Raw genomic sequence first — 4,151 nt, forward strand, 5'->3', positions numbered from 1 at the left:
GGCGGCGTCGGCGAGGCGATGGGCGGCTGGCGCTATGTCGTCGGCGATCCGGACCGTCCGCCGTCGCGGATGGGGGTTTCGATCGGCGACACCTTGGCGGCCAGCTACGGCTGCATGGGTGCGCTCGCCGCGCTCCATGCCCGCGAGCGCACGGGTGTCGGCCAGATCGTCGATTCCGCGCTCTACGAGGCGGTGCTCCAGGTGATGGAGAGCCTGATCCCCGAATATCAGGTCGGCGGCCACATCAGAGAGCGGTCGGGCTCGGCGCTGCCGGGCATCGCGCCGTCCAACGTCTACCCGTGCAAGGACGGGGATTATCTGATCGGCGCCAACCAGGACGGCGTGTTCGCGCGGCTCTGCGCGGCGATGGGACGTCCCGAGCTCGCCACCGACCCGCGCTATGTCGATCACGTCTCGCGCGGAATCCACCAGGTCGAGCTCGACGAGCTGATCGCCGACTGGACCCGCGAGCACAGCTGCGCCGAGGTCGAGGCGCTGATGGTCGAACATGGCGTTCCCGCCGGCGCGATCTACCGGGTCCCCGAAATGCTCGATGATCCGCATTACGCGGCGCGCGAGGCGATCATCGACGTCGCGACGCCCAAATGGGGGAAGCTCAAGATGCAGGCGCCGTTTCCGAAGCTCTCCGAAACGCCCAGCGCCGTCCGCTCGCCTGCCCCGGCCACGGTCGGCGAGCATAATCAGGAGGTGTACGGCGCGATCGGCTATAGCGCCGAGCAGCTCGCGGCATTGCGCGAGGCGGGTACCATCTAACTTCTCTCAGCCGCCAGCCCCTTCGCAACAAGCCAATCCCGCTGTATCTGACAGAAAAGCGAAAGACCGGCGCAATAAAGCGCTGACGAAAAGCGCTTTCGGGGGAGGTTGTGCGATGAGCAATGATGGCGATCAGAGCTTCGATCTGGTGATTCAGAACGCCTTCGTGTTCGACGGCGTGAAGAAGCTGCCCGGCACGATCAATGTCGGCGTCAACGGCAATGTGATTTCACGGCTCTCCTCCGAACCGTTGCAGGGCCGTGAAATCATCGATGCGAGCGGCTGCTGGCTGACCCCGGGCCTGATCGACTCGCACGTCCATCTCTACGATTTCTACAATTGCACCGATCCCGCCAAAATGACTTATTATCTGGACGAGCAGCTGCCCGGTAACCTTCGCTCGTTCCTGAAACATGGCATCACCACGATAAAGTCGGTCGGGGATCCGGTGCCGGAGCTGCTTGCGACACGCGCGCGGCTTGCCGCGGGCGAGCTCGTCGGGCCGCTGCTGCTGATGACAGGCTCGGGCATTTCGGCGCCCAAGGGCCATCCGAGCGAGACGGTCTATGGCCGCAACCCGTGGTATCGCGAGCGTGTCGGAGGCGAAGTCGACACGGTCGATCGGGCGCGGGCGACGGTTTCCGAAATGGCCGAGCTTGGAATGGATGCGATCAAGCTGCTGTTCCAGGGAGGCTGCGCCTGCCATGGCGAGCCGGACTATAAATTCCACGGCCAAGTGCCGATCGTACGGCTCAAGCTGGACGTGCTCGCGGCGGCGATCGACGAAGCCCACCGCCATGGCCTCAAAGCCACCGTCCATACCCACGAGCAGGACCGCGCGATCGAAGCGCTCGAGGCGGGCGCCGACGGCCTCGAGCATGGCGTCGTCGCGGACCTCATCTCGGACGACCGCCTGATCGAGCTGCTGCTCAGGAACGATGCGTCATGGGTGCCGACCTTGTGGGTCTATCCGACGCCCGAAGCGTATAGGAACCTCGCGACCGTGCACGAGGCGGGGGTGCGGATCGCGCTCGGCACCGACAGTTTCCCGCCGACGGCGATCATCGAGGGCTTCGCCTTCGATTCCGGCACATTCGGCGCCAATTCGATCGTCGAGACGGAAAGAATGGCCGAAGCCGGCTTGTCCGCGGTCGAGATCCTCAAATCGGCGACCAGCGGGGCGGCCACCCACCTCGGACGCGACGATCTCGGCGTGATCGGTCCGGGCAAACGCGCGGACTTGCTGTTGTTCAGGGCGGACCCGACCGAGAACGTGAGCAATTTGAAGGATCCGCTCCTGGTCGTGGCGGCCGGCCATGTCGCGGTGAATGCTACCTACTAATTCGGGCAGCCGAAGTGCGAGCGCCGGCGGATGGGTCCGCATCTTGGGGCCACGCAACCGGCGCTCCGCCGGTCACTTCGACGAGGACGTCGAGGAAGTCCTTCGCGAAAGCCGGCAGCTCCTCGAAGCTGCGGAAGCAGACGCTCAGATCGCGCGCCGCCCTTGCATCGCTGACCGGGATGATCTTGATCGCTCCGCTGCGGGCATAGCGCCGGGCCGCGCACTCCGGGATCAGGCCGATGCCGACATTCGCCTCGATCATGCAGAACAAGGCGTCGTAATTCTCAACGAACACGCTCATCCGCGGGAACAGCCGCTTTTCGTCGATCACGTGCCGCACGAAGGCGTGGACCGAACTGTATTCGGGAAGGCAGATGATGTCATAGTCGAGCGCCTGCGTGAGGCGGACGGTCTCCATCTCGGCCAAGGGATGCTCGCACGACGCGATCACGACGAAGCGGTCCTTGAGATAGACGAGGGTCTCGAGCCCCTCCGAATCGAATTCGCCGCCGAACAGGCCGAAGTCCGCGAGATTGTCTCGCACCGCCTGGATCACCTCGCTGTTGAGCTTGGGGCGGACATCGACGCTGATGTCGGGGTGGAGCTTCATATAGTGCCGCAGCACCATCGGCAGCGTCTCGCTGATCGTCAGATTGTTGGCGACGATGCGGATCTGGCCTTTCGTGCCTTCCGCATAGCCCTTGAGGTGCGCGTTGAGCGCGCTGACCTGATCCAGGATCAGATGCGCGTGCGGGAGGAGCGCCTGTCCCGCCTGGGTCAGCAGCACGCCGTTGCGGGTGCGCTCGAGCAGCTTGGTGCCGAGGCTGTTTTCGAAATTGCGCATCCTGACGCTCGCCGCCGGCGTCGACATGTGACAGCTCGCCGCGCCCTTGGTGATGCTGTGGTGCTTGGCGATATACATGAACAGCCGAAGGTCGATCAGATTGAAGTCCAGGCTCATGCTGTCGTCTCCGGACACGCCGATTTGAACGCGCGTCAGACTGGAGGCTGGTATTAATCGAAATCTAAGGCTGGTCAAAGAATGGCGAATTGTCTTCGCGCGCGTCCCTCCACATAAAGTTTGAAAAGCCGGCGCGGCGGTCATCGCACGCGACGCGGACCCATGGGCAGGAGGATGTATGGCTGACGAGAGCGGCGTGTTGGAGCGGCGGATCGACGAGCCCGACGAGCGCACCGGCGTCGACTATAATCTGATCGATGCCGATGCCCATATGACCGAGCCGAGCGACCTGTGGACCCGGGTCGACAAGCCGTTCCGCGATAGAGTCCCCGAGATCGTCGATGGTTATAACGGCCGGCCGGGCATGTTCCTGGTGTTCGAAGGCCGCGCGATCAAGCTGATGGGCGAGGAGGAGCGCGGCGCGGTGCGCCACTTCGAGCGCCCCGGCGGCTGGGATCCGGCCGAGCGGCTGAAGGACATGGCGATCGACGGGCTTTCGGCGGCGGTGCTGTACACCACCACCGGCCTGTTCATCTTCAGCACCGTCGATGCCGCGCTCCAGGAGCAGTGCTTCAGGGTCTATAACGACTGGCTGGCGGACTATGTCAGCTATGCTCCGGATCGCCTGAAGGGGCTTGGGCTGGTGTCGTTGTTCGACATCGAGAATGGCACCAGGGAGCTTGAACGCTGCCACAAGCTTGGGTTGAGCGGGGTCTTGATCTGGTCGGCGCCGCCCGACGACAAGCCGGGCTATGCGGCGCCGGCCTACAACCGTTTCTGGCAGACGGCTTCAGAGCTCAACATGCCGATCTCGCTGCACACCAACACGCGTCCTGCGACGCTCGAGCGCTACGATCGCTCCGAGCAGAGCGGGGGCTACGGCCCTTATTATACCGCGATGGTGATGGAGCAGCATTATCTCCAGGACTCGATCCTGCAGCTGACCTTCGGCGGCCAGTTCGAGCGCTTCCCCGACCTCAAGATCATCTGCGCCGAAGCGGACATCTCGTGGATGCCGCCGCTGATGGGGCGGGCGGACAAATATTATGAGAGCGTCGCCAAGCGCGGCCACGA

Annotated in this window: 4 protein-coding genes; 3 read left to right on the top strand and 1 reads right to left on the bottom strand. The window is 64.0% G+C overall.

From position 1 onward, the window contains the following. Both V6M48_RS12755 and V6M48_RS12760 read left to right on the top strand, forming a co-directional pair. A partial coding sequence (locus V6M48_RS12755; protein WP_332812908.1) for a CaiB/BaiF CoA transferase family protein occupies positions 1-774 on the top strand: 774 nt, incomplete at its 5' end. Between the two features lie 115 nt (positions 775-889). Beyond that, a complete protein-coding gene (locus tag V6M48_RS12760) occupies positions 890-2,116 on the top strand; it encodes an amidohydrolase family protein (protein ID WP_332812909.1) in 1,227 nt (408 codons plus the stop codon). Here V6M48_RS12760 and V6M48_RS12765 read toward each other — a convergent pair. Continuing rightward, positions 2,106-3,077, bottom strand: coding sequence for a LysR family transcriptional regulator (locus V6M48_RS12765; protein ID WP_332812910.1), 972 nt, complete (start codon positions 3,075-3,077; stop codon positions 2,106-2,108). The genes V6M48_RS12760 and V6M48_RS12765 overlap by 11 nt on opposite strands. Positions 3,078-3,255: 178 nt before the next feature. Between V6M48_RS12765 and V6M48_RS12770 the strand changes: the two genes are divergently transcribed. Further along, on the top strand, positions 3,256-4,151 hold an 896-nt coding region (locus V6M48_RS12770; RefSeq protein WP_332812911.1), incomplete at its 3' end, for an amidohydrolase family protein.

The organism is Sphingomonas sp., from assembly GCF_036677245.1.
In the GTDB taxonomy this organism is placed as follows: Bacteria; Pseudomonadota; Alphaproteobacteria; order Sphingomonadales; family Sphingomonadaceae; genus Allosphingosinicella.